Source organism: Microbacterium maritypicum (assembly GCF_041529975.1).
GTDB lineage: Bacteria > Actinomycetota > Actinomycetes > Actinomycetales > Microbacteriaceae > Microbacterium.
The window spans coordinates 2,635,924-2,660,506 of the sequence record NZ_CP168030.1; the positions used below are offsets into that span (position 1 = coordinate 2,635,924).

At 66.8% G+C, this 24,583-nt stretch carries 24 protein-coding genes and 1 tRNA gene; 17 read left to right on the forward strand and 8 right to left on the reverse strand.

The annotated features are described in order from the left end of the window. Nucleotides 1–2 precede the first annotated feature (2 nt). From pyk to ACCO44_RS12790, 4 genes are all read left to right on the forward strand, one after another. Nucleotides 3–1,451: a pyruvate kinase gene (gene pyk, locus ACCO44_RS12775; RefSeq protein ID WP_029263374.1), complete on the forward strand. Its 1,449-nt coding sequence runs from the start codon at nt 3–5 to the stop codon at nt 1,449–1,451. 120 nt (nt 1,452–1,571) lie between these two features. Continuing rightward, nucleotides 1,572–1,754 carry a hypothetical protein gene (locus tag ACCO44_RS12780; RefSeq protein WP_372466809.1) on the forward strand — a complete coding sequence of 61 codons (183 nt, stop codon included), beginning with the start codon at nt 1,572–1,574 and terminating at the stop codon, nt 1,752–1,754. Between the two features lie 95 nt (nt 1,755–1,849). Further along, nucleotides 1,850–2,662, forward strand: coding sequence for an alpha/beta fold hydrolase (locus ACCO44_RS12785; RefSeq protein WP_372466811.1), 813 nt, complete (start codon nt 1,850–1,852; stop codon nt 2,660–2,662). Beyond that, nucleotides 2,647–3,312 (forward strand): esterase/lipase family protein, encoded by a 666-nt coding sequence (locus ACCO44_RS12790; RefSeq protein ID WP_372469408.1) that lies wholly within the window; start codon nt 2,647–2,649, stop codon nt 3,310–3,312. Before ACCO44_RS12785 ends, ACCO44_RS12790 begins: the two co-directional genes overlap by 16 nt. A gap of 5 nt (nt 3,313–3,317) precedes the next feature. Here ACCO44_RS12790 and ACCO44_RS12795 read toward each other — a convergent pair whose 3' ends face one another. Both ACCO44_RS12795 and ACCO44_RS12800 read right to left on the reverse strand, forming a co-directional pair. Next, nucleotides 3,318–3,794, reverse strand: a complete 477-nt coding sequence (locus ACCO44_RS12795) for a hypothetical protein (RefSeq protein WP_029263376.1) — start codon at nt 3,792–3,794, stop codon at nt 3,318–3,320. A 94-nt stretch (nt 3,795–3,888) separates the two neighbouring features. Then, a tRNA-Leu gene (locus ACCO44_RS12800) sits at nt 3,889–3,971 on the reverse strand. Nucleotides 3,972–4,070: 99 nt separating this feature from the next. Between ACCO44_RS12800 and ACCO44_RS12805 the strand changes: the two genes are divergently transcribed. Continuing rightward, complete coding sequence (locus ACCO44_RS12805; protein ID WP_017830602.1) at nt 4,071–4,691, forward strand: ANTAR domain-containing response regulator; 621 nt, start codon at nt 4,071–4,073, stop codon at nt 4,689–4,691. Between the two features lie 2 nt (nt 4,692–4,693). Beyond that, nucleotides 4,694–5,269 (forward strand): GNAT family N-acetyltransferase, encoded by a 576-nt coding sequence (locus ACCO44_RS12810; RefSeq protein ID WP_372466813.1) that lies wholly within the window; start codon nt 4,694–4,696, stop codon nt 5,267–5,269. On the opposite strand, the gene ACCO44_RS12815 is transcribed toward ACCO44_RS12810, so the two are convergent. Next, the gene (locus tag ACCO44_RS12815; protein ID WP_105709938.1) at nt 5,244–5,672 is read right to left on the reverse strand and encodes a hotdog fold thioesterase; all 429 of its coding nucleotides are present in this window, start codon (nt 5,670–5,672) and stop codon (nt 5,244–5,246) included. The genes ACCO44_RS12810 and ACCO44_RS12815 overlap by 26 nt on opposite strands. A 45-nt stretch (nt 5,673–5,717) precedes the next feature. Here ACCO44_RS12815 and polA point away from each other — a divergent pair, with 45 nt between their 5' ends. The 7 genes from polA (at nt 5,718) to ACCO44_RS12850 (ending at nt 15,056) form a co-directional block, all read left to right on the forward strand. Beyond that, on the forward strand, nt 5,718–8,351 hold the full coding sequence (gene polA / locus ACCO44_RS12820) for a DNA polymerase I (RefSeq protein WP_372466814.1): 2,634 nt from the start codon (nt 5,718–5,720) through the stop codon (nt 8,349–8,351). A gap of 41 nt (nt 8,352–8,392) precedes the next feature. Next, nucleotides 8,393–10,069 (forward strand): DUF885 domain-containing protein, encoded by a 1,677-nt coding sequence (locus ACCO44_RS12825; protein ID WP_372466815.1) that lies wholly within the window; start codon nt 8,393–8,395, stop codon nt 10,067–10,069. Between the two features lie 54 nt (nt 10,070–10,123). Then, entirely contained in the window at nt 10,124–11,158 is a 1,035-nt protein-coding gene (locus tag ACCO44_RS12830; RefSeq protein ID WP_372466816.1) for an LLM class flavin-dependent oxidoreductase, read from the forward strand. Between the two features lie 48 nt (nt 11,159–11,206). Further along, nucleotides 11,207–12,559 (forward strand): MFS transporter, encoded by a 1,353-nt coding sequence (locus tag ACCO44_RS12835; RefSeq protein ID WP_105709934.1) that lies wholly within the window; start codon nt 11,207–11,209, stop codon nt 12,557–12,559. 61 nt (nt 12,560–12,620) lie between these two features. Next, on the forward strand, nt 12,621–13,376 hold the full coding sequence (locus tag ACCO44_RS12840) for an SGNH/GDSL hydrolase family protein (RefSeq protein WP_372466817.1): 756 nt from the start codon (nt 12,621–12,623) through the stop codon (nt 13,374–13,376). A gap of 28 nt (nt 13,377–13,404) precedes the next feature. Further along, nucleotides 13,405–14,151, forward strand: a complete 747-nt coding sequence (locus tag ACCO44_RS12845; RefSeq protein ID WP_372466818.1) for a formylglycine-generating enzyme family protein — start codon at nt 13,405–13,407, stop codon at nt 14,149–14,151. A 92-nt stretch (nt 14,152–14,243) separates the two neighbouring features. After that, nucleotides 14,244–15,056 carry an arginase family protein gene (locus ACCO44_RS12850; protein ID WP_029263385.1) on the forward strand — a complete coding sequence of 271 codons (813 nt, stop codon included), beginning with the start codon at nt 14,244–14,246 and terminating at the stop codon, nt 15,054–15,056. 145 nt (nt 15,057–15,201) lie between these two features. On the opposite strand, the gene ACCO44_RS12855 is transcribed toward ACCO44_RS12850, so the two are convergent. After that, entirely contained in the window at nt 15,202–16,527 is a 1,326-nt protein-coding gene (locus ACCO44_RS12855; RefSeq protein ID WP_029263386.1) for a nitrate/nitrite transporter, read from the reverse strand. Nucleotides 16,528–16,600: 73 nt separating this feature from the next. Here ACCO44_RS12855 and ACCO44_RS12860 point away from each other — a divergent pair, with 73 nt between their 5' ends. The 3 genes from ACCO44_RS12860 (at nt 16,601) to ACCO44_RS12870 (ending at nt 19,710) form a co-directional block, all read left to right on the forward strand. Then, a complete protein-coding gene (locus ACCO44_RS12860) occupies nt 16,601–16,969 on the forward strand; it encodes a VOC family protein (RefSeq protein ID WP_029263387.1) in 369 nt (122 codons plus the stop codon). Nucleotides 16,970–17,530: 561 nt separating this feature from the next. Then, nucleotides 17,531–18,967: an Ig-like domain-containing protein gene (locus tag ACCO44_RS12865; RefSeq protein ID WP_372466819.1), complete on the forward strand. Its 1,437-nt coding sequence runs from the start codon at nt 17,531–17,533 to the stop codon at nt 18,965–18,967. A 29-nt stretch (nt 18,968–18,996) separates the two neighbouring features. Beyond that, on the forward strand, nt 18,997–19,710 hold the full coding sequence (locus ACCO44_RS12870) for a tyrosine-protein phosphatase (protein ID WP_372466820.1): 714 nt from the start codon (nt 18,997–18,999) through the stop codon (nt 19,708–19,710). A gap of 14 nt (nt 19,711–19,724) precedes the next feature. Here ACCO44_RS12870 and ACCO44_RS12875 read toward each other — a convergent pair whose 3' ends face one another. The 3 genes from ACCO44_RS12875 to ACCO44_RS12885 are packed head-to-tail and all read right to left on the reverse strand — an operon-like array spanning nt 19,725 to nt 22,924. Beyond that, the gene (locus ACCO44_RS12875) at nt 19,725–22,082 is read right to left on the reverse strand and encodes an excinuclease ABC subunit UvrA (protein WP_262000929.1); all 2,358 of its coding nucleotides are present in this window, start codon (nt 22,080–22,082) and stop codon (nt 19,725–19,727) included. A gap of 27 nt (nt 22,083–22,109) precedes the next feature. Then, on the reverse strand, nt 22,110–22,520 hold the full coding sequence (locus ACCO44_RS12880) for a VOC family protein (RefSeq protein WP_105710341.1): 411 nt from the start codon (nt 22,518–22,520) through the stop codon (nt 22,110–22,112). A gap of 5 nt (nt 22,521–22,525) precedes the next feature. Further along, on the reverse strand, nt 22,526–22,924 hold the full coding sequence (locus tag ACCO44_RS12885; RefSeq protein WP_051662469.1) for a helix-turn-helix transcriptional regulator: 399 nt from the start codon (nt 22,922–22,924) through the stop codon (nt 22,526–22,528). A 182-nt stretch (nt 22,925–23,106) separates the two neighbouring features. Between ACCO44_RS12885 and ACCO44_RS12890 the strand changes: the two genes are divergently transcribed. Further along, entirely contained in the window at nt 23,107–23,703 is a 597-nt protein-coding gene (locus tag ACCO44_RS12890; RefSeq protein ID WP_029273870.1) for an HdeD family acid-resistance protein, read from the forward strand. A gap of 67 nt (nt 23,704–23,770) precedes the next feature. On the opposite strand, the gene ACCO44_RS12895 is transcribed toward ACCO44_RS12890, so the two are convergent. After that, a complete protein-coding gene (locus tag ACCO44_RS12895; RefSeq protein ID WP_029263394.1) occupies nt 23,771–24,535 on the reverse strand; it encodes an SDR family oxidoreductase in 765 nt (254 codons plus the stop codon). Between the last annotated feature and the right edge of the window lie 48 nt (nt 24,536–24,583).

The window sequence follows — 24,583 nt, forward strand, 5'->3', positions numbered from 1 at the left end:
CTTTGAGACGCGCGAAAATCGTCGCCACCCTGGGCCCCGCCACCTCCACCTATGAGACGGTGCGTGCACTGATCGACGCGGGGGTGGATGTCGCTCGACTGAACCTCAGCCACGGCGACTACTCCGTGCACGAGAACAACTACGCCAACGTGCGGCGTGCCGCAGAGGACGCCGGCCGTCCGGTCGCGATCCTCGTCGACCTGCAGGGACCGAAAATCCGTCTCGGCAAGTTCGAGGACGGCCCCTACGAGCTCGCCAAGGGCGACATCTTCAAGATCACCACCGAAGACATCATCGGCAACAAGGAGATCTCCGGGACCACCTTCAAGGGGCTCCCGCAGGATGTGAAGCCCGGTGACTTCCTCCTCATCGACGACGGCAAGGTGCGCGTCGAGGTCGTGGAGACCGACGGCGTGACCGTGACGACGAAGGTCATCGTCGCCGGAGCGGTGTCGAACAACAAGGGCATCAACCTGCCCGGCGTCGCCGTGAACGTCCCCGCCCTGAGCGAGAAGGACGAGGACGACCTGCGCTGGGGTCTGCGCATCGGCGCCGACCTGATCGCGCTGTCGTTCGTGCGCAATGCCTCCGACGTCACCCGTGTGCACGAGATCATGGCGGAGGAGGGCGTTCGCGTCCCCGTCATCGCGAAGGTCGAGAAACCGCAGGCCGTCGACGCACTCGAAGAGATCGTCGACGCGTTCGACTCGATCATGGTCGCCCGAGGCGACCTGGGCGTCGAGCTTCCGCTCGAGGCCGTCCCGATCGTGCAGAAGCGCGCGGTCGAGATCGCCCGCCGCATGGCGAAGCCGGTCATCGTCGCGACGCAGATGCTCGAGTCGATGATCAGCAGCCCCGTCCCCACGCGCGCCGAGACCTCGGACGTCGCGAACGCCGTCCTCGACGGTGCGGACGCGGTCATGCTCTCCGGCGAGACAAGCGTCGGGGACTACCCGGTCGTGGTCGTCGAGACGATGGCGCGGATCATCGCATCCACCGAGGAGCACGGCCTGGAGCGTATCGCGCCGCTGACGACCAAGCCCCGCACGCAGGGTGGTGCGATCACGCTGGCCGCCCTCGAGGTCGCCGAGTTCGTCGACGCGAAGTTCCTCTGCGTGTTCACGCAGTCGGGCGACTCCGCTCGTCGTCTGTCGCGTCTGCGCTCGCGCATCCCCATGATCGCGTTCACGCCGGAGCCGGACATCCGCCGTCGTATGGCGCTCACGTGGGGCATCCGCTCGACCCTGGTCGACATGGTGCAGCACACCGACCTGATGTATCACCAGGTCGACGAGTATCTGCTCGGCAACGGACTCGCTGAGGAAGGGGACAAGGTCGTCGTGATCTCCGGTTCCCCTCCCGGAATCATCGGATCGACGAACGACCTCCGCGTGCACAAGGTCGGCGATGCGATCCGCGGTGCAGCCCCGATCTACAAGGCCGGCGTCTGACACTCAGCATCCAGAGGGGGCGAGACTTCGGTCTCGCCCCCTCTGTCGTGCGCGTCCTGGGTCACGTCCGATCAGCCGTCTTCCCTGTAGCGTGATACACGTCAGATTGGAAGTCAAACTGTGCCTGAACCTACATTCCTGGGTGGGTGGTGGCCCGCTCTCCTGTTCTTCGCTTCACTCCTCGTGGCCGTGACCACCCACATCGATCCGTGGATCATCGGCATCTGCACGGGGTCGCTCATCCTGATCGGCTTCGGTATCGAGTGGTGGGTGCAGCGATCTCGCGGACAGAAACCGCAATGAGAGGGGGCGAGACTTCGGTCTCGCCCCCTCTGCCGTGCACCGGAGCGCCAGTCAAGCCCGTGCTGCGTTTCCGCGCGTTGCGGTAGCTTCACAACATGTGTCCTTCCCGTCGTCGCATCGTCACCGACGGGATGCCTTTCGGGCTCTGGGACAGCCCGCGGCCGCCGGGTGCGGAATCGCCCACCATCGCGCTCGTGCACGGCATCGGAATGTCGCATCGCTACCTGTCGCGGTTGCATGACGTTCCTGCTGATCTCACGCGTGTGGTGTCCGTGAACCTGCCGGGATTCGCGGGGCTGCCCAGGCCCTCCGGCAATCCCGATGTGGTGCGGATGGGACGAGCACTCGCGGAAGTGATCGCCGCCCTGGGGGAGGATCGCATCATCGTCGTCGGTCACTCCATGGGAGTGCAGTGGGCGGCCGAGGCCGCTCTGCACCGCCCGGACCGCGTGCAGGCCGTCGTCGCGATCGGTCCTGTCGTCGATCAGAGCCATCGCAGCCTCGTGTCTCAGACCAGGGCGCTCGCGATCGACACGCTCGGGGAGACTCCGCCCAGCAACCTGATCGTGTTCTCCGACTATCTCCGCTGCGGCATCCGGTGGTACCTGAAGCAGGCGCGGCACATGATCGAGCACCCGACCGAGCAGCGGTACGCCGAGCTGACGCGGCCCATCCTGGTGATCAGGGGAGGCGATGACCCGGTGGCTGGGCGCGAATGGTGTCGGCGGCTTCGCGACTCCGCGCGCACTGAACGGCTCGTGGAGGTGCCCGGGCGCCACCACGTCGTGCAGCACTCCGCGCCTCGTACCGTTGCCGCCGCCATCGTGGCGAACCCGGACGGGCCGTGGCCGCCGAGCGTGCGATCGGCCGCTTCCCAGAGACGGAGGAGTGCATCATCAGCGTGCTGAGGAACGCGGGCTGGTGGCTGGCCGACTACGCGTACGCGGGCTACTGGCAGCTGCGTGCGACGTTCGATCGCACATCTCCCGCGACCTTCGCCTCAGGGAGCGCTGCGCACATCGTCGTGCTTCCGGGTGTGTACGAGACCTGGAAGTTCATGCAGCCCCTCGTGGAGCAGATGCACGCGCGCGGCCACGCCGTCCACATCGTCGACACGCTTCGTCGGAACGAGCGTCCGGTCGCCGACATCGCGGCGGCTGTCGCGGAGTTCCTGGAGCGCCAAGGGCTCACCGACGTGATCCTGGTCGCACACAGCAAGGGAGGGCTCGCCGGCAAGCTCGTCATGACCGGCCCGGCGGGGGAGCGGGTGCGCTCGATGCTCGCGATCGCTACGCCGTTCGGCGGCTCGCGCTACGCCCGTCTGATGCTGTCGCGCACCCTGCGCGCCTTCTCGCCGGAAGACCCATCGATCGTGGACATCGCCCGGCAGCTCACGGTCAATGAACGGATCGTGTCGATCTATGCGGCGTTCGATCCCCACATACCGGAGGGGAGCGAGCTGGCCGGGGCCAAGAACGTCCGACTCGAGACCGGAGGACACTTCCGGATCCTTGCGCATCCTCGAGTCCTGGCCGAACTGGCCGTGCTGGCCGAGTAGTCGCTTCAGCGCGAGGTGAAAGAAAGGAACGCGGCGATCAGGCCCGCGAGAACCAGGATGCCGATCGCGACACCGTGGACGACCCGACCGGCGACGAGCATCGGGAGATCACGTCCGTCGTAGGACGCGGGATTGAACATCAAGCGCCGTGCACCGTGGCTCCAGCGGATGCGGAAACCGATGCCGCGGAGCGCCTGCGATGGGGCGGCGAAGGTCTGGCCACGCGCTTCGCGCGATGCCTTCCACGTCGCCTGTACCGCGTACCAGGCGATGACGAAGAACGGCATCACCAGGGATGCTGCCCACGCGATGAGCGCGACGCCGATCAGGAGTCCCGCCCCCGAACCGAGCGAGCGGTACAGGAACACGCCGAGGGCGGCGAGCCCCACTGCCGCGGGAACGAGCAGCAGACCCCAGCCCCAGCCGGGATGGAGTTCGACCGGCTGAGGGCGAGTGATCACTTCGTCTTCGGGCCAGGTCATCGCAGTCCCCTCCGGTCATCGCGTCCGCAGGCCCGGGACACGAGGTCGATCTGAGGCTGTGCGAGTGATTCAGCGGTCTCGACCGCGATTCGTGTGCCGGCGGTGGGACTCGAACCCACACGCCCTTTCGGACAAAGCATTTTGAGTGCTCCGCGTCTGCCATTCCGCCACGCCGGCTCGTGTGTCGCGTCTACGACTTTAGCGCAGGGTCGGGGCGCGATCCTCCGCCGCGAGCACCTACAGCCCGCGCACGGACCTCTCCACTAGGATGGTTCTGTGACAGAGCAAGAAGAGCAGGCCGAGCAGCCCACGTCATCCGCCCCGCGACGCGTCGTCGTCGCCGAGGATGAGTCGCTGATCCGCCTCGACATCGTCGAGATCCTCCGCGACAACGGCTTCGATGTCGTCGGTGAAGCCGGTGACGGCGAGACCGCGGTCGCGCTCGCGACCGAGCTGCGCCCCGACCTCGTCATCATGGACGTGAAGATGCCTCAGCTCGACGGCATCAGCGCCGCCGAGAAGCTGCACAAGGGCAACATCGCGCCGGTCGTCCTCCTCACGGCGTTCAGCCAGAAGGAGCTCGTCGAGCGGGCCAGCGAAGCAGGCGCCCTCGCCTACGTCGTGAAGCCGTTCACGCCGAACGACCTGCTGCCCGCGATCGAGATCGCCCTCGCCCGCCACGAGCAGATCATCACGCTCGAGGCCGAGGTCGCCGACATGGTCGAGCGCTTCGAGACCCGCAAGCTCGTCGACCGCGCCAAGGGCCTGCTCAACGAGAAGATGGGCCTGAGCGAGCCTGAGGCGTTCCGCTGGATCCAGAAGGCGTCCATGGACCGTCGTCTGACCATGCAGGACGTCGCCAAGGCGATCATCGAGCAGCTCGCCCCCAAGAAGTAGCGGTGAGCGCCGGAGTCCTCCGGCTCGATGGCGAGCACATCCTGCGGCCCGTCCGTATCGGTGACGGTGCAGCGCTCTCGAGGGCGTATCTGTCGAACCGGGAGCACCTCGCACCGTGGGAGCCGACTCGTGGCGAGTCCTTCTTCACGATCGACTCCCAGGAGCGCCACGCTCAGGAGTGCGTCACCGACGCCGCGTCCGGCCGTAGCATCCGTTTCGTGATCGAGTCGGACGACGGTGAGATCCGTGGACGGATGAACATCAACAACATCGTCCGTGGCGCGTTCTGGAGCGCCGACCTCGGCTATTGGGTCGACGCCGCGAGGCAGCACCGCGGACTCGCGACCCGCGCGGTGTCACAGATCCTGGAGTACTCGCGCATGGAGCTGCGCCTCCACCGGATGCAGGCCGCGACACTGCTGCACAACATCGGATCCCAGCGTGTGCTGCGCGGAAACGGTTTCGAGCGCATCGGACTGGCTCCGAAGTACCTCCGCATCGCGGGGGAGTGGCAGGATCACGTACTGTTCCAGCGACTGCTGGAGGAGCCGCTCAGCGCTCGGCGGGAACGTCCTTGATCATGTTGGTGATGCGGATCGTCGAGCAGCGCCGACCCTGATCGTCGGTCACCACGATCTCGTGCACGGTGATGCTCCGGCCCAGGTGCACGGGCGTGCACACGCCGGTCACGACTCCGGAAGTGGCCGAGCGCGTGTGGGTGGCGTTGATGTCGACGCCGACCGCGAGCCGCCCGACGCCGGCGTGGAGGTTCGCGGCCATCGAGCCGAGCGATTCTCCGAGCACCACGTACGCGCCGCCGTGCATGAGCCCGACCGGCTGCGTGTTGCCCTCGACGGGCATCGTCGCCACGCAGCGTTCGACGCTGAACTCGACGAACTCCATGCCCATCTTCTCGGCCAGAGCACCCATCCCGCGGGCCGTGGCCCAGTCGAGTCCTTCGCTCGTCGCGACGTCGCTCATGCATCCTCCTCAGCGGGTGTCTGTCGTCCTCGTTAGGCTGACAGGGTGACGGACTCCGCAAAGCCTACCCTCATGGTCGTCGACGGCCATTCGCTCGCCTATCGTGCCTTCTTCGCCCTTCCGGTCGAGAACTTCACGACCAAGGACAACCAGCACACGAACGGGATCTACGGGTTCCTGTCGATGCTGGTGAACCTCATCAAAGCCGAGCAGCCGACGCACCTGGCCATCGCCTTCGACACCTCGCGGCACTCGTTCCGCACCGATGAGTATCCGGAGTACAAGGCCACGCGCTCCGAGTCGCCGCAGGAGTTCAAGGGACAGATCCCGCTCCTGCAGGACTGCCTCGCCGCCATGTCGATCCCGGTTCTGACGAAAGAGGGGATCGAGGCCGACGACATACTCGCGACGCTCGCGTCCCAGGGCGCGGAACAGGGCTACGACGTGCTGGTCGTCTCGGGCGACCGCGACACCATCCAGCTCGTCAACGACGATGTCACGCTGCTCTACCCCTCGGTGCAGGGCGTCTCCCAGCTCAAGCGGTATGACCCGACGACCGTCCAGGAGCGTTACGGGGTCCGGCCCGAGCAGTACCCCGACATCGCGGCACTGGTCGGCGAGACCAGCGACAACCTTCCCGGTGTGCCGAAGGTCGGCGAGAAGACTGCGGTCAAGTGGCTCACGCAGTTCGGCTCGCTCGACGAGCTGATCGCACGGGCCGATGAGATCAAGGGCGTGGTCGGCGGCAACCTCCGCGATCACGTCGAAGACGTGCGTCGCAATCGCAAGCTCAACCGTCTGCTCACCGACGTCGAGCTTCCGGTCGGACCTGCTGATCTCGAGGTCGCCCCGATCGACGCACAGGCGGTGCGCGACATCTTCGCGCGTCTGGAGTTCCGCACCCTCCTGCCGCGGGTGTTCGAGGCCGTCGGCGCCGGCGAAGTCGCCGATGATCCTGCCTCCGTCGTCGTCCTCCCTGCGCCGGTCGACGTCGCGCCCGCCGATCTCGCGGCCTGGGCCGCAGCGCAGGACGGCGATGTCTCCCTTCGCGTCACCACCCAGGGCGGCGTCCCGGTGCGCATCGGTGCGGCCACGCTGACCGATCTGCGCGAGGCCGACTGGACGGACACCGCTGCCGAAGCCCTGCGCGAGTGGATCGAATCCGACGCGCCGAAGGTGCTCCACGATGCGAAGCCGCAGGTCAAGGCGCTGATCCGTCAGGGCCTCCGCCTCCGCGGCCTTTCGTACGACACGAGTCTCGCCGGCTGGCTGCTGCGCCCCAGTTTCCCGGACAAGACCCTCGCCGACCTGGTCGAGCGATACCTGGGCGAGAAGCTGCCCGAAGCAGACCCGTCCCAGCTCGTGCCCGAGACCGAGGGTGCGACGCCCTCGCAGGAGGCCTGGTTCGCCCTGCGCGTCGCCGATGCGCTGCGGGAAGACATTCCGGAGTCGGTCGGCACGGTCCTCGTCGACATCGAGCTGCCGACGCTGCTCACCCTCGCCGACATGGAGGTCGCCGGCGTGGCGGTCTCCCACGAAGTGCTCTCGACCTTCTCCGGCGAGCTCGCCACGCGCGCCGAGGGGCTCGCGCAGGAGGCGTTCTCCGTCGTCGGGCGCGAGTTCAATCTCGGCTCACCCAAGCAGCTGCAGGAGGTCCTGTTCGAAGACCTCCAGCTCCCGAAGACCCGCAAGACGAAGACGGGTTATTCGACGGATGCCGCCGTGCTCGCCGACCTGCAGGAGAGCCATCCGCACCCTTTTCTGAGCCTGCTGCTGCAGCACCGCGAAGCGACCAAGCTGCGTCAGATCATCGAATCGCTCGACACGGCGATCGGCGATGACCACCGCGTCCATACCACCTACGTGCAGACCGGAAGTCAGACCGGGCGGCTCTCCAGTACCGATCCCAACCTGCAGAACATCCCGGTGCGCACGGAGGAATCCCGCCGCATCCGCAGTGCGTTCGAGGTCGGAGAGGGCTACGAGGCTCTCCTCACCGCCGACTACTCGCAGATCGAGATGCGCATCATGGCGCACCTCTCGGGCGACGAGGGGCTGATCGAGGCCTTCAACAGCGGGGAAGACCTGCACCGTTTCGTGGGCGCACGGGTGTTCGGCGTCGATCCGAGCGATGTGACGCCCGCCATGCGCACCAAGGTCAAGGCGATGTCGTACGGCTTGGTCTACGGACTCTCGGCGTTCGGGCTGTCCAAGCAGCTGCGCATCGAGCAGTCCGAGGCCAAGCAGCTCATGGTCGAGTACTTCGCCCGTTTCGGAGCAGTGCGCGACTATCTGCGTGCGTCGGTCATGAAGGCCAAGGAAGTCGGCTACACCGAGACGATCTTCGGTCGTCGCCGTCCGTTCCCCGACCTCGCGAGCCCGAACCGGGTGCTGCGGGAGAACGCCGAGCGTGCGGCGCTCAACGCGCCGATCCAGGGCAGCGCGGCCGACATCATGAAGATCGCGCTGCTGCACATCCACGACGATCTGCGGTCCGAACAGCTCTCCTCGCGGGTGCTGCTGCAGATCCACGATGAGCTCGTGGTCGAGGTCGCTCCGGGGGAGTGGGATGCCACCGAGCGCATCGTCCGCGCGCGCATGGGAGATGCGGCCGAGCTGACCGTGCCGCTCGACGTGCAGGTCGGCCGTGGTCGCGACTGGAACGAAGCCGCGCACTGACCTCCGGCGGTGGAAGGGGGGCGGGGATTAGGCTGGCAGTTATGACTTCAGCTCCTCGCACCCCCTCCGCCATCGACGCCGTCGCCGATGAATGGGTCGACAAGATCGCGGTTCTGGCGCCCACTCTCGGCACCTACATCGGCCGCGACGAGGTGAACGATCGTTTCGGCGATCTGAGCCCGGCCGGCCATGAGGAGATCGCCGCGGCGACCCGATCGACCCTCGACAAGCTGTCTGCTCTCACGCCCGTCGACGCGATCGACGAGGTCACCAAGACCGATCTCAGCGCGGAGCTCCGCCTGGACCTCGAGCTTCACGACGCCAAGTGGCATCTGCGCGACCTCAACGTCATCGCCTCCGCGGCGCAGGACGTGCGCTCGGTGTTCGACCTGATGCCGACGTCGACAGTCGAGGACTGGGACGTCGTCGCGACGCGCCTGGCCGCCGTCCCCGGCGCTCTCCGCGGCTACGTCGAGACGCTTCGCACCGGCATCGCCGAGGGCGTCATGCCCGCACGTCGTCAGGTGGTCGAAGTCGCCACCCAGATCGACCGCTACACCGCCGATGACGGGTTCTTCGCCGCCTTCGTGGCGGAAGCCGACCCGGACGAGGGTCAGCTTCCCGCCTCCCTGGCTCGTACGCTCGCCGACAATTCCGCCGCCGCACGGGTCGCCTACGACGAGCTGCGTCGATTCCTGGCGGAGGAGCTCGCCCCGGCCGCCGGCGACGTCGATGCCGTGGGGCGTGAGCTGTACGCGCTCAACTCCCGCCGGTTCCTCGGCGCGACGATCGATCTCGACGAGACGTACGAGTGGGGGCGTGAGGAGCTCGCGCGCATGGTGGCGGAGCAGACCGCGATCGCGAACGAGATCCTTCCCGGAGTCTCGGTCGAAGAGGCCGTTGCTCATCTCGAGGCCGATCCCACCCGCAAGCTCGTCGGCACGGAAGCGCTGCAGAAGTGGATGCAGGAGACCAGCGACCGTGCGGTCGCCGAACTCGGCGCCTCGCACTTCGACATCCCGGAGGCTATCCGCACACTGGAGTGCATGATCGCCCCGACGCAGGAGGGTGGGATCTACTACACCGGCCCGACGGACGACTTCTCCCGTCCCGGTCGCATGTGGTGGTCCGTTCCCGAAGGTGTCACGGAGTTCGACACCTGGCGCGAACTCACCACCGTCTTCCACGAGGGTGTGCCCGGCCATCACCTCCAGATCGCGCAGGCGGTCTACAACCGTGCCGAGCTCAACTCCTGGCGCCGTCTGCTCGCGGGCACCTCGGGCCATGCCGAGGGATGGGCGCTCTATGCGGAGCGTCTGATGGAGCAGCTCGGATACCTCGACGACCCGGCCGACCGTCTCGGCATGCTCGATGGGCAGCGCATGCGTGCGGCGCGGGTCGTCCTCGACATCGGTGTGCACCTCGGTAAGCCGCGCCTCGACGGTACCGGTGTGTGGGACGCGGACTACGCGCTCGACTTCATGCGCCGCAACGTGAACATGTCCGATCAGTTCGTGCAGTTCGAGGTCAACCGCTACCTCGGCTGGCCGGGGCAGGCACCTTCATACAAGGTGGGACAGCGCATCTGGGAGCAGGTCCGCGACGGCGTCCGTGCCGCCGAGGGCGACGCGTTCTCGTTCAAGGACTTCCACAAGAGGGCGCTCGACATCGGCGGCGTCGGCCTCGACACCCTGCGCACGGCGCTGCTGCCACGCTGACGGGAATGCGGCCCGACCTTCAGGTGTTCATTCACATGAATAGGAAGGCATGACATGGGCATCGAATTCGGGCTGGACACCTTCGGCGACATCACGAGGGATGCGGGCGGAGAGCTCCTCACCGGGGCGCAGACGATCCGCAACATCGTGGCGCAGGCGGAACTCGCCGACACCGTCGGTGTGGACTTCTTCGGCGTGGGGGAGCACCACCGCACCGAGTTCGCCGTTTCTGCGCCGGAGATGGTGCTCGCCGCCATCGCCGCGCGCACCGAGCACATCCGACTCGGCACCGCTGTCACCGTGCTGTCGTCTGACGATCCGGTGCGCGTGTTCGAGCGGTTCTCGACACTCGATGCGCTCTCGAACGGGCGGGCCGAGGTCGTCCTGGGACGCGGCTCCTTCATCGAGTCCTTCCCGCTGTTCGGCTACGACCTCCGCGACTACGACGCACTGTTCGAGCAGAAGCTCGAACTCTTCGTCGAGCTGCTGAAGGAGGAACCGGTCACCTGGTCCGGCACGATGCGCGCCTCCCTCGAGAACGCGAACGTGTTCCCGAAGACCGAGAACGGCCTGCGCACCTGGGTCGGCGTCGGCGGCAGCCCGGAATCGGTCGTGCGGGTCGCGCGCCACGGTCTGGGACTGATGCTGGCGATCATCGGCGGCCCTGCGCACCGGTTCAAGCCGTTCGTCGACCTCTATCACCGTTCGGTCGCCTCGTTCGGGACGACATCGCACCCGATCTCCGTGCACTCTCCAGGACACATCGGGGAGACCGACGCCGAGGCCTGGGAGGCCGCGTATTCCGGCTTCGAGGCGATGAACAACACCATCGGACGCGAGCGCGGATGGCCCGCGTACAGTCGCGCGCGATTCCAGAACGATGTCGGACCGGAGGGCGCGATCTACGCGGGTTCCCCCGATCGCGTCGCGGCGAAGATCGCCGACACAGTCACCACTCTCGGTCTGGGCCGCTTCGACCTGAAATACGCCACCGGTACCCTTTCGCACGAGTCGATGATGCGCAGCATCGAGCTCTACGGCACCGAGGTGATCCCGCGGGTCCGCAGGATCCTCGCCGACCGCGACTGAGCGTCATCCGAGGCGGGACGGGGTTGGCGCGGCTCTACGATGAGGAGCATGGCCAACACCGCCCTGCCGAGCCGCGCGTCGCTCGCTGAGCGCCTGGACGTCCTCCCGTTCACGCGTCGTCACTTCCGCCTGCTGACCGGATCCGGCCTCGGGTGGGCGCTGGATGCGATGGATGTCGGGCTCATCTCGTTCATCCTCGCGGCGCTCACCCAGCAGTGGGATCTCAGCAAGAGCGATGCCGGCTGGATAGCGTCCATCGGTTTCGTCGGTATGGCCATCGGCGCCACCCTCGGCGGACTCCTCGCCGATCGCTTCGGACGACGGCAGGTGTTCGCGCTCACGTTGCTCGTCTACGGCGTCGCGACGGGAGCGAGCGCACTGGTCAGCGGACTCGCTGCGCTTCTCGTCCTGCGGTTCCTGGTCGGTCTGGGCCTCGGCGCCGAGCTCCCCGTCGCCTCGACCTACGTGAGCGAATTCGCTCCCGCACGGATTCGTGGTCGGTTGATCGTCGTGCTGGAGGCCTTCTGGGCACTCGGATGGACCGCCGCGGCGGTTATCGGTTTCCTCGTCATCCCGGCCTCCGACGACGGGTGGCGATGGGCCTTCGCGCTCGGCGCGATTCCCGCGGTGTACGCGCTCTTCGTCCGGTGGCGGATGCCCGAATCCCCGCGCTGGCTCGCCTCGCGGGGCCGCATCGCGGAAGCGGACCGCATCGTGTCGGCGTTCGAGGCGGATGCCGGTGTCGTCTCGGCACCGGCCATCCGGAAAGAGCCGCCCTCTCGGGCGATCGCGATCACGGCGCGCGCCCGCCTCGCAACCCTGTGGAATCCGGAGTTCCGGCTCCGGACGCTGTGCCTGTGGCTGGTCTGGCTCGGGGTCAACTTCGCCTACTACGGCGCGTTCATCTGGATTCCGAGCATCCTCGTGGACGCGGGTTTCGACCTCGTCAAGTCCTTCGGCTTCACCCTCATCATCACGCTCGCCCAGCTCCCCGGATATGCCGTCGCCGCCTGGCTGATCGAGGTCTGGGGGAGACGTCTGACCCTCTCGGTCTTCCTGGTGGGTTCAGCTGTTTCGGCCGTGATCTTCGGCACGGCCTCCACGGAGGGAGCGATCATCGGCGCGGGAATGGCGCTGTCCTTCTTCAACCTCGGCGCCTGGGGAGCGCTCTACGCGGTGACGCCCGAGATCTACCCCACGTCTCTGCGGGGGACCGGGGCGGGATGGGCGGCCGGGATCGGTCGAATCGCCTCGATCGTGGCGCCGCTGTCCGTCCCCGTCATCCTTCTCGCCGGGGGAGCGCCCCTGCTGTTCGCGGTGTTCGGCGTGTGCTTCCTCGGCGCAGCCGCCGCCGCCTGGGGCTTGGTCGACCGCGGCGGACAGGCTCTCGACGACCGCTGACGACGCGGGCGCACCGCCGCGAAGCGACCGCCGTGTCGTCGGGCCGCAATAGGCTGGGACGATGGCAGATGTGCGCTTCGTGGCTATCGGCGACTCGTTCACAGAGGGCGTCGGCGACGTTCTCCCGAACGGGCAGGAGCGCGGCTGGGCCGATCTCGCGGCGCAGGGGTGGGCGGACGCCGCCGGGCACCCGATCCACTACGCGAATCTCGCCATCCGCGGCAAGCTGGCCTGGCCGATCGTCGAGCAGCAGCTCGAACCCGCGCTGGCTCTGCGACCCACTCACCTTTCGTTCAACGGCGGTGGCAACGACATGCTGCGCCCTCGTACCGATGTCGAACACATCGCGGATGCGTTCAGCCGGGTGTTGCGCCGGTGCGACGAGGAGGGCGTGACGATGATCCTCCTCTCCGGCGCGAACCCCAGCGGGCAGCTTCCGATGGGGTCGCTGGTGCAGCGTAGGGGGGATCTGCTCTCCGAGGCGGTGATACGTCGGATCGAAGAACGTCCCGACGTCATCCAAGCGCTCAACTGGCCGGACCGGGAACTCTCCCGGGGCGCGTACTGGGCCGATGATCGTCTGCACATGAACGCGGCCGGACATCACCGCGTGGCCGCCCGGGTGCTCCACGCGCTGGGCTTCGAGCCTCCGGAGACCTGGTGGGCGCCGAGCGATCGCCTGGGAGCCGGTCCCTCCGGTCTCGCGTACTACCGAGAGTTCGTCGGTCCGTGGGTGCGGCGTCGTGTGACACGCACGTCATCCGGAGACGGCCGTGCCGCGAAGTATCCCACCTGGGTCGAACGGATTCCCGCGTGAGACCCGCCTGGCTACGGCGGATAGGGCCGTGAGCGACCTCGAACTGGCTCGCATCCACGCGGGCGTCGTGACCTTGACCGATGCACGTCGTAAAGAGCATCGTGTGGTCGAGCTCGAGCCGTTCGAGATCGGGGTCTATCCGGTCACGGAGGAACAGCTCGCCGACGTTCTCGACGTCCCCATGCGCCATCCGCGGCGCCCCGCATCCGATCTCTCGTGGCTGCGAGCCGTGCACTTCTGCAATGCCGCGTCCGAGTGGGAAGGCCTCGACCGGGTGTACCTGTTCGACGGCGAGGATGTGAGCTGGGACACCACCGCAGACGGCTACCGCCTGCCGACCGAAGCGGAGTGGGAGTTCGCGTGCCGCGCCGGCTCTGCGGGTCCGCACTACGCGCCCCTCGCCGACGCCGCGTGGACGAGTGCGGACGGCGTGCCCACTCCGCAGGACGTCGGCGGCAAGCTCCCGAACCTGAACGGTCTCTTCGACACGCTCGGCAATGTCTGGGAATGGTGCTGGGACCTGCTGGATCCTGCTCGTTACGATGACTATCGCGTGTTCCGTGGCGGAGGGTTCGCCGACGACGCGTGGAGCGTTCGCGCGTCGGTGCGTCGTGGGGGAGCGCCACGCATGCATCACGAGGACGTGGGTCTCCGGCTTGCGCGGGGAGCCTTCGACATTCCGGGGGAGGCCCAGGGGTGGTCGGCCCAGGGAGACCGGGAACGAGCCGTGCAGGACGGCCCCTTGCCTTCCGGGTGGACGCCACGCAGGCAGTGAGCCGCGCCGCCGGGCGACTTCTGCAGAGGACGCAACGACGGTGCGGTGATCGCCCGTTTGGTCGGTCGTCCCACGAGTGAAAAGCTGGACGCATGGCATCCGCGTACTCGCTCATCGTCTCTCAGGGTCGCGTCGCCGACCGTACCGACGGCGCCCTCATCGGTGCTCATCGAGTCGGCGAGGCGGTGTCGTCGTTGCTCGGTCTCGTCCCTCAGATCGTCGGAACGCCGACGGCGAGCACGGAAGACGATTGGTCCGTCGCGCTCCCGCAAGCGGAAGAGACACTGACCGGACTGCGCGATGCGCTGCGGAGTGCCCTCAGCGCAGGAGCGACACCGCTGCTCATCACCAACACCTGCGCGGCGAGTCTCGGCACGCTTCCGACGGTCGCCGAGCACCATCCCGATGCGATGCTGCTGTGGATCGACGCGCACGGCGACTTCAACACCCCGGAAACGACGGGGTCCGGTTACCTGGGCGGAATGGTCCTCGCGGCGGCATGCGGGCTGTGGGACAGCGGCCACGGATCAGGGCTCGATCCGAGGCAGGTCGTCGTTGTCGGCGGACGCGACATCGACCCGGCCGAGGGCGAGCTGCTCGCCGGCGCGGGCGTGACGGTGCTCGCCCCCTCCGAGAGCACACCGGAGCGGGTGCTGGAGCTCGTCTCCGGTCGGCCCGTGTGGATCCACGTCGACTGGGACGTGCTCGAACCGGGGTACATCCCGGCCGCGTACCGCGTCGGAGGTGGTCTGCTGCCGCACCAGATCGCGGCGATCTTCGCCGCTCTGTCATCGGGCTCCGTCCGAGGCGTCGAGCTCGCGGAGTTCGAAGCAGGCGACACAGAGGTTCCCGAACGCGTGAGCGTCGAGCTGATCGTCGAGACGCTGCAGCACCTGCTCCGCTGAGTCCCCAGCACGACGCCACCCCCGCCGGCGAGTCAGCCCTGCCCTGCGTCATCTGCGTCACCATGTAACGCTTCGGATCATCCGGCACGGCGAAGCCGTACGGGGCGTAGAGCCCGCGTGCGGTGGACGTCGTGAGAAACGGCGCTCAGCGACGACGCTCAGGGTCGAGGCCCATCCGGATCCGCGTCCGCTTGCGCTCGACGAGGATGAAGGTCGTACCGATGATCCAGAGGGGGATCGGCATGAGGAAGGCGAGGCGGAACGCCTCGAGCGTGTATGTCTCGGGCGTACCCGCGCCCTGAAGGTCGAGAGCGAGTCCGATCAGGAAGATCGCGATGAGAGCGGCGATGAACCCGCCGGCGTTGGTGACGCCGGTGGCGGTGCTCAACCGATGGCTCGGGTTGTGGGTGCGGGCATGATCGAACGCGATCATGGACGCGGGCCCACCGGTTGCCAGCGCGACGGCGAGAACGTAGAGCAGCCAGATGGGAGCGGTGTCGGGCAGCGCGATGACAGCGATCCAGGCGGCCATCTGCACACCGACCGCGGGAAGCACGAGCGCGAGCGAGCGGTGATTGGGCAATCGACGGGAGAGATCTCCGATGATGGGCCCGAGAAGCATGCCGGAAACGACATATACAGAGATGATCCCCGCAGCATGTGCGGCATCGAGGCCTTCGGCCGCTGTGAGGAACGGCATTCCCCACAGCAGGACGAACGCGGTACCCGCGAACGGCGTGGTGAAATGCGACCAGAAGGCGAGGCGGGTTCCCGGGTGAGCCCACGCCGCGCGGATGCCGACGCCCGTGTCGATCGCGGAGGTGACGACGCGGATCACGCCCGTGTCGGTGTTCACGGTGACGTCGGCGCCGCGCTCGGCCGGGTGATTGCGGATGACGAGCGCCACGAGGATCGTGAACAGCACTCCGAGCCCGGCGATGCTGCCGAACGTGATGCTCCACGTCGTCGCATGCAGCAGTGCAGCGAGGGGGACCAGGGCGATCAGCTGACCGGTCTGCCCGATGATCCCGGTGAACTGCACCATGATCGGACCCCGCTGCGCGGGAAACCAGGTCGCGACGAGTCGTAGCACCGCAGGGAAGATGGCCGCGTCGCCGGCACCGAGCAGAACCCGCGCGAAGATCGCGATACCGATGCTGGGGGAGAGGGCCATGGTGAGCTGCCCCGCCGCCATCAGAAGCATGCCGATCGTCATGATCGGGCGAGAACCGAAGCGGTCGAGCAGGACCCCGATCGGAATCTGCATCCCTCCGTAGACCGCGAGCTGCACGACGGCGAACAGTGCGAGTGTCGACGCATCCGCGTCGAAGCGGTCAGCGGCCTCCACTCCGACGGCACCGAGCGACGTGCGGTTCGTGATGGAAAGCACATAGGCCGCGACACCGACGGACCAGATGATCCATGCGCGAACTCCTGGTGTGGACACGGGGGAGTGGGGGACCTGCGGCACGTATCAACGCTACTCCTGCGACGGCGGCGCCCCGTCCGTGGTCGATGTCGGAGGTGGCGACTAGCGTGACGCCATGACCAGTTCACCGCTGCACCACTCACTCGACTACGTCGAACTCGTCGTCACGGATCTCGAAGCATCGAAGCGGTTCTTCGCCGAGGCGTTCGCGTGGAGCTTCACCGACTACGGGCCGGGCTATGCCGGCATCATGTCGCCGCGAGGTGACGGCAGCGAGGTCGGTGGGCTCCTGCTCGCCGACGAGCCGCGTCCGGCCGGAGGCCCGCTGGTACTGCTCTACTCGGACGACCTCGACGCGACGATGAGCGGCATCATCGCCGCCGGTGGCACGATTCTGCAAGACCCGTACGCGTTCCCCGGCGGAAGACGCCTGCACTTCTCCGACCCCAGCGGCAACGAGCTCGGCGTCTGGTCCGCGCAGTAGATTCACGTCCCGCTCAGGGGGGATGCCTCTACCGCGAATCAGAGGAGCGCTGGCTGAGCCAGCGGTGGTCATCCTGACGCCATCTGACATAATGTACATTATCGGCTATAGATCAACCGAGACCGTGCTCCAGGAGATCGAGCGCCGATGGCGCAGGAAGACCTCACGAGGCTCAGCCGACACGCGCCGCCGAGTTCAGGCCACACGCAACTCCCGCATCCGATCGCCCCGGAGACGGAACCCGGTATCGGCGTCGACTTCTCGACTTCGCAGTTACCTTGTCGCGAGCGACGCAAGCTTTCCCGCGGATTGCTCGCATTCCCACACGTAACACGCCCGCGCCCCATGCCAGCCCCACGCACTCGCCGAGTATGTCCTCGCGCGCGGCATCAACGCCGTCATGTGTAAGATGTTACGCGATACGGTATTGGTGACGGCGACAGATCAGCTGATCCCCTCGAGCGAAGGACGCCGATGAACTCTCGAACGACACGCGTGACAAGAGGACGCTGCATCACACGCCGACTCGCCCTGGGATTGGTCGCGATCCTCGTAGGGAGCGTGCCGGCGCTGATCGCCACCGCTGCCGCGACTGCGGCGCCCGTGACGGCGATCACCGGCGTAGAGATCATGAACGCGCCACCCCTTATGACGGAAACGCCCTACACGGTCGAAGCGACCTGGGCGGTGGATGACACCGCGATGGCGGGCGACACCTTCAGCCTCGATTTTCCCGATTCGATGTCCGGATACGCGGCGTCCTTCGCACTGCGGGACGACGACGGAGCTGAGGTCGGAAGCTGCGTCGTCTCGTCCGGGTCTTTCCTCTGCACACTCGGGGACTATGTCGAGACCCACACGAACGTGAGCGGTTCGCTGCACTTCCAGGCACGTTTCACATCTGCATTCGATGACGAGTCCGTCGTCTTCACCGCGGACAACGGCCTGACGTTCGACATGGCGACTCCCGGCGGCGTGGGCGACAACGCTGCCAGCCTCCCCCAGAGTCCGGAGAAATGGGGATCCGTCAACTTCGACGGAGAGTCCATGACGTGGGCTCTGAACATCCCGGCCGAGGTCTTGGCGTCGGCCGACGGCCAACCTGTGACGATCGTCGATGAGTACGACGAGCAGCTCACCTTCGATCCGGCGGCGACCTCCGCACGCTGGACTCTCGACTCGGACTGGGGCGACGACGTCTGGCACACCGTTTCGCACGGCACGGGCGCGGGGACCTACTCCCTCGTCGCGGATGCGGCTTCTCACACTTTCACGGTGACCTTCAACGAACCGGTGACCAGCGATGACCGCGTCTACCAGTTCATCACCGTGATGGACTTTCCGTCCGGCGTCCAAGATGGCGAGGCTTTCGGCAACACCATGACGGTCGCCGGTCGTACGGTCACCGCAAGCCCCGTCACCTACGTCGCGTCCGGAGGTGACGGTGACGGTGACGGTCTCGGTGGGTTCGATGTGACCAAGACCGTGAGCGGGAACGGCGCGAATGCGGTCGATGGGGCTCAGTACACGATCGACTACTCGTTCATCGTTGCCGGTTCCGCGACGACCGGCGAGTTCGGGCTCACGGATGGCGCGACCGATGGACTCGTCGACCTGCCCGTGGGTACTGTCGTCACCCTCTCTGAGGCTTCCGCCGCGGGCGAGGACGTCATCTACGGAACGCCGATCTACACCGGTACCGGCGTCACCGACAATCGCGACGGCACAGCGACGTTCACGATCACCGACGACACCGTCGCGATCAGCCTGGAGAACCCGGTGTCGCTGGTTCCGACCACGGACCCGCCTTCGGTCCCCGATTCGCCCGTGAGCCCTGGCACGCCGGGCAGTCCCGGCACGCCGAACGTCCCGGCAGGACAGGACGGCTCACTCGCCGTCACCGGCGCTGACGCCACTCCCCTGGTTCTGATCGGTGCCGCCACCCTGCTGACAGGCGCCCTTCTCCTGATCGTGCGCAGGGTTCGTCGCAGAGGCTGACGGTCCCGGCCGATGCGAGGATGGGAAGCATGAAGCCCGCCCTCACCATCAACGGCCTGGCCAACGCCCGAGATCTCGGTGGGCTCGAGCGCGTGGACGGAACGACCACGCCCGATCGCATCTTCATTCGCGCCGAACGTCTCGATGAAGTCGATGCTTCCGGGTGGGAGGCTCTGCTCGCATACGGAGTGCGTACCGTCATCGATCTCCGTCGCCCCGACGAGTCCAGCGGCGAGGTGCCGTCTCCGCTCGCCCACGTACGGGTGGACCTCGACGGCGACGACGTCGGTTTCTGGGCGCCCTATGAAGCGGACGGACGGTGGGGAACGCCGCTCTACTACCTGGCACATCTGCAAGAGCTGCCTCATCGCCTCTCTGAGGTGCTCACCGCGCTGGCATCCGCCGACGATGGTGCGATCCTCTTCCACTGCTCTGCCGGGTGGGACAGAACGGGGCTCGTAGCCGCGGTGCTCCTCCGTGCGCTCGACGTCACCAGCGATGCAGCTGTTCGCGACTACATGGGATCGTTCGCGAACGCCGAACGGATGGCGCTCCTGCACCGACGCTCGTTCGAGGTCGAGGAAAGACACCAGATCCTCGGCCGTTTCGGGCACACACCCGATTCGGCCTTCCGCGACATGTACGAGAACCTTCGCATCGACAACTGGTTCACGGAAGCCGGCCTCGATCGTGAGACGCGCACTGCGATCACGACGTGGCGGGGCGCGGTTCCGCGAACCTGATCGCACTCATCGGCTCAGGCGCCGACGTACTCCGCGAGGTGCTCCCCCGTCACTGTCGACTTCTGGGATACCAGATCCTTCGGCGCTCCCTCGAAGACGACCCGTCCGCCATCGTGGCCGGCGCCAGGGCCGATGTCGATGATCCAGTCGGCATGTGCCATGACCGCCTGGTGGTGCTCGATGACGATCACGGTCTTCCCCGAGTCGACGAGTCGATCGAGCAGTCCGAGGATCTTGTCGACGTCTGCGAGGTGCAGGCCGGTCGTCGGCTCGTCGAGCACATAGACGTCGCCCTTCTCCCCCATCTGGATCGCGAGCTTGATCCGCTGGCGTTCGCCGCCCGACAGAGTGGACAGCGGCTGCCCGAGCGACAGGTACCCGAGCCCCACGTCTTCCATGCGGCCGAGGATCGCCGTGGCGGCGGGGAGCGTGGACTCCCCTTCGCTGAAGAACACTCGCGCCTCGGCGACTGACAGATCGAGAACCTCGGTGATGTCCTTTCCCGCGAGCTTGTACTCGAGGACGCCTGCCTGGAAGCGCTTGCCGCCGCAGTCCTCACACGGGGTCTCGATCGTGTCCATGAATCCGAGCTCGGTGATGATGACACCCGCGCCCTTGCACGAGGGGCAGGCGCCCTCGGAGTTGGCGCTGAACAGGGCGGGCTTCACACCGTTCGCCTTCGCGAACGCCTTTCGGATCGGTTCGAGCAGCCCCGTGTACGTCGCCGGGTTGCTCCGCCGGGAGCCCTTGATCGCGGCCTGATCGATCGCCACGACTCCGTCGCGCTTCGACACCGAGCCGTGGATGAGCGAGCTCTTTCCCGACCCGGCGACGCCGGTCACGACAGTGAGGACACCGGTGGGGATGTCGACATCGACGTTCTGCAGGTTGTTGGCCGTGGCGCCACGCACCTCGATCGCCCCCGATGCCGACCGCACAGCATCCTTCAGCTGCGCCCGGTCATCGAGGTGGTCTCCCGTCTTGGTGCCGCTCGCCTTCAATCCCTCGACCGTGCCTTCGAAGCAGATCTCTCCACCGGCGCTTCCCGCGCCCGGACCCAGATCGACGACATGGTCCCCGATCGCGATGGTCTCCGGTTTGTGTTCGACGACCAGGACGGTGTTGCCCTTGTCGCGCAGCTGGAGCAGCAGTCCGTTCATGCGCTGGATGTCGTGCGGGTGCAAACCGATGGTCGGCTCGTCGAAGACGTACGTGATGTCGGTCAGGGACGAGCCGAGGTGACGCAACATCTTGATCCGCTGCGCCTCTCCCCCGGACAATGTGCCCGACGGTCGCTCCAGACTGAGGTATCCCAGGCCGAGCGTCACGAAGGCGTCCAGGTTCGCGCTGAGCGCCTGGAGCAGCGGTCCGGCTCCGGGAAGATCGAGTCCGCGGACCCAGGCGGCGAGGTCCGTGACCTGCATCCGGCAGGCGTCGGCGATGCTGATGCCGTCGATCTTCGAGGAACGCGCGCCCTCCGTCAGCCGGGTCCCATCGCACTCGGGACAGACCGCGAACGTGGCGACGCGCTCGACGAAGGCGCGGATGTGCGGCTGCAACGCGTCGAGATCCTTCGAGAGCATCGCCTTCGTGATCTTCGGAATCAGACCCTCATAGGTCATGTTGATCCCCGAGATCTTCACCTTCGTCACCTCGCCGTAGAGGAAGAGATGGCGCTGTTTCTCGGTGAACTGCGCGATCGGCTTGTCGGCGGGGTAGAACCCGGACTGCGAGAACCCCTTCACCATCCAGCCGTCAGCGGTGTATCCCGGCACCATGATCGCGCCCTCGTCGAGCGACTTCGACTCATCGACGATCTGAGCCAGGTCGAGGTCGGAGACTGCTCCCCTGCCCTCGCACCGTGGGCACATGCCCCCGAGGTAGATCGCATCCTTCACGATCTTCTTCTCTCCCCCGGGCCCGGTCATCACTCCGCTGGCCTTCTGGGTGGGGATGTTGAAGGAGAACGCCGTCGGACCGCCGATGTACGGCTGGCCGAGCTTGCTGAACAGGATGCGGAGCATCGCGTTCGCATCGGTGACGGTACCGACGGTCGACCGCGGGTTCGCGCCGAGACGCTCCTGGTCGACGATGATCGCGGTGGTCAGTCCCTCCAGGACGTCGACATCCGGGCGCGGCACCGACGGCATGAACCCCTGCACGAACGCGCTGTAAGTCTCATCGATCATGCGCCGAGACTCGGCGGCGATCGTGTCGAAGACGAGCGAGCTCTTGCCCGACCCTGACACCCCGGTGAAGACCGTCAGCCGCCGCTTCGGGATGTCGACGCTCACGTCTTTCAGATTGTTCTCACGTGCGCCCTGCACGCGGATCAGGTCATGGGTGTCCGCGGGGTGCTGGTCGTCGGTCATCTGCGTCCTTCGTGAATCGGAGAGTGTTCAGGCTGCTTGATTGATACGCAGCAGGTTGCCCGCGGGGTCGCGGAACGCGCAGTCGCGCACGCCGTACGGCTGATCCATCGGCTCCTGCACGACGTCGGCACCGCTGTCGACGAGGCGGGAGAACAGATCGTCGACGTCATCGCTCGCGAGGGTCAGCGCCGCGTAGCTGCCCTTGGCGATGAGCTCGAGTATCGTCTGACGCTCGGTCTCCGTGATCCCCGGGTCGGTTGCCGGCGGATGCAGCACGATCGAGGTCTCCGGCTGACCCTCGGGACCGACCGTGAGCCAGCGGAGACCGTCGTAGCCGACGTCGTTGCGCACCTCGAACCCGAGGGCGTCCCGGTAGAAGGCGAGAGCGGCCTCGGCGTCGGTGTGGGGAAGGAAGGCGTAATGGATGCTGATCTTCATGGTGTTCACGTTAGATGCGTGTCGGTGCGCGGTGCTTCTTGATTCCTGATCGGTCTGGTGACCTGCTTCACCTGGAACGAGGGAATCCCCTCGACGTTCGCGGCGCGTTCACGGTACACGCTGGGTGGGACACCCACCAGCTCCGAGAATCTCGTGCTGAAGGTTCCGAGCGACGAACACCCGACTTCGAAGCACACTTCCGTCACCGTGAGGTCTCCGCGTCGCAGCAGTGCCATCGCGCGTTCGATCCGACGCGTCATCAGATAGGAGTAAGGCGACTCGCCGTATGCCTCCCGGAAGCACCGGCTGAGGTGCCCCGCCGACATGTGCACTCCGCGTGCGAGCGCCTCCACATCGAGGGGTTTCGCGTACTCCCGATCGATCCGGTCTCTGACCTTGCGCATCACGATGAGCTCGCGCAAACGCGTCTCGTCCGGGCCTGTCACCCGTCGATCCTGTCATGTCGCCCCGAGTCCGGCGATTACTTCGAGCAACACGGTCGGCGGAGCTTGCCCCACGTCCGCCTGCGAGAGCGCTACCCTGAGGGTGCATCCTCACAGGAACTTCTCAGAAAGGGGTCCCCACCATGTCTGAACCACTCACCCAGGCGAAGTCACTGTTCAAGTCGATCCGTGTCTCGCTGGCCGTAGCGGGCGTTCTCGCTCTCCTCGCCGGAATCGTCCTCCTGGTCTGGCCGGTGAAGTCCGCGGTCATCGTGACGGCGATCTTCGCCTCCTACCTCGTCATCGCCGGCCTGGTCTACATCGGCCTCGGGATCTTCTCGGGCGCGAAGGGCGGATGGGCTCGCGTCGGACACATCGTCCTCGGCCTGCTCTACGTCGTCGCCGGCGTCATCGCGTTCTTCAACTTGAGCGCCGCGGCGGCAACGCTGGCCTTCGTCGTCGTGATCTTCATCGGTGTCAGCTGGATCGTCGACGGCGTCGTCGCCCTGACGCTCCTCGGCAGCGACGGCTCGCGGGTCTGGACCGTCCTGTACGCCATCCTCAGCATCATCGCGGGAATCATCGTGCTGTTCTCGCCGCTGATCGCCGGGTTCGCCTTCTGGCTGCTGCTCGGCATCTCGCTGATCGTGCTCGGAATCATCCAGATCGTGCGTGCCATCACGCTCGGCAAGGATGAGAAGGAGTACGTCGCCGCCGTCCAGGGAGAGCCCGTCAGCTGACGTCTCCCCCCATCGCCGAATCGGCCCCGTCCTGCGTCAGCAGGACGGGGCCGATTCTCGTCTGCGGCTACTCGGCGACGAACGCGCTCACATCTCCGACGAGCCGCGTGTTGTCGGAGGGCACCGGGTCGACCGCGGCCTTGGCCACCTCGGCGGCGAATTCGGAGACGTTGTAGAGCTTGCCGGCCGATTCCCGGCGTTCGGCGATCGCGCCCGGGTTCGCCCGCTCCAGCAGGGTGGCGGTGATCGTGCCCTCGATCATGTCGCCGGAGACGACCGTGAAGCCGATCCCCTTCTCGGCGAGAGCCGGGATGAGCTCACGGAGTGCATCCTCCCCCGCTCGCTTCGACAGGGCTACCGGTTCGTACTCCGGCATGGTGGGTGTCGTCCGGATGAAGTGCGCCTGGTGGCTGGTGACGAATACGACGCGCGCCCCGTCGCCCAACAGAGGGGTCGCCGCGTTCAGCACGTTGAGCTGCGCATCCCGGTTGAGCGTGAGCGCGTAGTCCTCGGCCATCCCCGACTCCATGCCACCGGAGGCGTTCAGTACGAGGACATCCAGACGTCCGTACTCCGCGCGGACGGCGTCGAACATCTGGGCCACGGATGCGGGATCGGTGAGGTCGGCCCCCACCACGAGCGCCCGACGTCCGAGCTCGCGCAGCTGCGCGGCGAGCTTCTCGGCGCGCGGTGCCTTGTTGCGGAAGTTGATGACGACATCCGCGCCGGCCTCGGCGAGGTAGCGGACGGTGTCTGCGCCGATCCCGCGTGATGAGCCGGTGACGAGCGCCACCTTGCCGTCGAGGGAACCTGCGGGAAGAACGTCGGTCACGGTGACTCCTCATGATGCGCGAAAAGGCCGTGATCGCACGGCTCACTC

Bases quoted from the DNA above. Each gene is read 5' to 3' on its own strand.
- ACCO44_RS12785 (WP_372466811.1), top strand. From the start codon at position 1,850: ATGTGTCCTTCCCGTCGTCGCATCGTCACCGACGGGATGCCTTTCGGG.
- ACCO44_RS12795 (WP_029263376.1), bottom strand. From the start codon at position 3,794: ATGACCTGGCCCGAAGACGAAGTGATCACTCGCCCTCAGCCGGTCGAA.
- ACCO44_RS12815 (WP_105709938.1), bottom strand. From the start codon at position 5,672: ATGAGCGACGTCGCGACGAGCGAAGGACTCGACTGGGCCACGGCCCGC.
- ACCO44_RS12825 (WP_372466815.1), top strand. From the start codon at position 8,393: ATGACTTCAGCTCCTCGCACCCCCTCCGCCATCGACGCCGTCGCCGAT.
- ACCO44_RS12830 (WP_372466816.1), top strand. From the start codon at position 10,124: ATGGGCATCGAATTCGGGCTGGACACCTTCGGCGACATCACGAGGGAT.
- ACCO44_RS12835 (WP_105709934.1), top strand. From the start codon at position 11,207: ATGGCCAACACCGCCCTGCCGAGCCGCGCGTCGCTCGCTGAGCGCCTG.
- ACCO44_RS12840 (WP_372466817.1), top strand. From the start codon at position 12,621: ATGGCAGATGTGCGCTTCGTGGCTATCGGCGACTCGTTCACAGAGGGC.
- ACCO44_RS12850 (WP_029263385.1), top strand. From the start codon at position 14,244: ATGGCATCCGCGTACTCGCTCATCGTCTCTCAGGGTCGCGTCGCCGAC.
- ACCO44_RS12860 (WP_029263387.1), top strand. From the start codon at position 16,601: ATGACCAGTTCACCGCTGCACCACTCACTCGACTACGTCGAACTCGTC.
- ACCO44_RS12870 (WP_372466820.1), top strand. From the start codon at position 18,997: ATGAAGCCCGCCCTCACCATCAACGGCCTGGCCAACGCCCGAGATCTC.
- ACCO44_RS12875 (WP_262000929.1), bottom strand. From the start codon at position 22,082: ATGACCGACGACCAGCACCCCGCGGACACCCATGACCTGATCCGCGTG.
- ACCO44_RS12880 (WP_105710341.1), bottom strand. From the start codon at position 22,520: ATGAAGATCAGCATCCATTACGCCTTCCTTCCCCACACCGACGCCGAG.
- ACCO44_RS12885 (WP_051662469.1), bottom strand. From the start codon at position 22,924: ATGCGCAAGGTCAGAGACCGGATCGATCGGGAGTACGCGAAACCCCTC.
- ACCO44_RS12890 (WP_029273870.1), top strand. From the start codon at position 23,107: ATGTCTGAACCACTCACCCAGGCGAAGTCACTGTTCAAGTCGATCCGT.